Consider the following 1427-nt stretch of genomic DNA (forward strand, 5'->3'; position numbering starts at 1 on the left):
CTGTAAAGGCGGCCATTGAGCACGATGCCGCCGCCGGCAAAGGCGCCGATGTAGAAATAGACGAAATCCCGCGCTCCGCCCGCCCGCCCGAAGACGAGCTCCGCGCCGCAGGCCGACGTCGCGTCGTTCTGCAGATAGACGGGGAACTCGCACTGCGCCTGGATATCGGCGCGGATGTCGCGATGGCGCCATTCGTCCATGATCTCGCGCGGCGCGCCGGCCGTGTCGGCCCAGTTCCATAGCTCGAACGGCATGGCGATGCCGAGCCCGGCAATGCGCTTGTCCTGAGCCGGCGTAAGCTCGCTTCGCATCGCCTTGATGCCGGCGGTGACGAACTCGACGGTCTCGCGCGGCGCGGGATAGCGATAGGAATGCTGCAGCATGGCGCGCACATTGCCGAGGAAGTCGATCAGCACGAGCTCGGCCGAGCGCCGGCCGATCTTGAGGCCGATGAAGAAGGCTCCTTCCGGGTTGAGTGCCATCGGGATCGAGGGCTGGCCGATCTTGCCGCGCAGCGGCGCCTGGCGCACGAGCAGCTTGTCTTCCTCGAGCTCGCGCATGATCACCGACACCGTCTGGGCCGACAGCCCGGTCATGCGTGCAATGTCGGATTTGGCCAGGCTGCCATGCTGGCGCACCAGGGACAGCACGAGCCGTTCATTGTGGTCGCGCATGCCGCTCTGGTTGGTGCCGCGATGCAGCCGGCTTTCCAAAGCCTCGGGCGAACCGCGCCTCGCAATGCCGGTCTCCACCCCGTTCCTCCCGTCTGTTTCCCCGCGACGCTTTTCGTTCAGAATGAGTGAACAGCGCAAGAGTGTCAATAATAAATAAGAGTGATTTATTTATTGACAGCCGTTGCGGACTGGTGTCTTTTTGACATCGCGCCCACGCTGGGAGAACTTCGGTGGGCGCTCCGCAGGCGCCGGTTGGCCGGCGCCGAAGGTGGTTCACTGGGAGGAAATCATGCGTAAATGGACTATCCTGAAGGCGGCCGTTGCCGGCCTTGCCTTTTACGGCGCGATGGCCACGGCCTCGTATGCCGCCGACATCGTCGGCCTGATCACCAAGACCGAGGGCAATCCGTTCTTCGTCAAGATGCGCGAAGGCGCGCAGGCCAAGGCCAAGGAGCTCGGCCTGACCCTGCAGACCTTTGCCGGCAAATTCGACGGCGACAATGACAGCCAGGTCGCGGCCATCGAGAATCTGATCTCGGCCGGCGCCAAGGGCTTCGCCATCGTGCCGAGCGATTCCAGCGCGATCGTGCCGACCATCAAGAAAGCGCGCGACGCCGGCCTTCTGGTCATCGTGCTCGACACGCCGCTCGATCCGATCGATGCCGCGGATGCCACTTTCGCAACCGACAATTTCAAGGCCGGCGAACTGATCGGCCAGTGGGCCAAGGGCACGCTGGGCGACAAGGCCTCGAG

2 protein-coding genes are annotated in these 1427 nt (G+C 64.1%); one reads left to right on the forward strand and one right to left on the reverse strand.

From position 1 onward, the window contains the following. The coding region (locus EOD07_RS34330; protein WP_164772838.1) for an ROK family transcriptional regulator at positions 1–752 on the reverse strand (752 nt) is incomplete at its 3' end. Positions 753–963: 211 nt separating this feature from the next. Here EOD07_RS34330 and EOD07_RS34335 point away from each other — a divergent pair. After that, positions 964–1427 (forward strand): substrate-binding domain-containing protein (locus EOD07_RS34335; protein ID WP_164772839.1); only part of this gene is annotated, 464 nt, incomplete at its 3' end.

This window comes from Mesorhizobium sp. M2C.T.Ca.TU.002.02.1.1 (genome assembly GCF_003997225.1).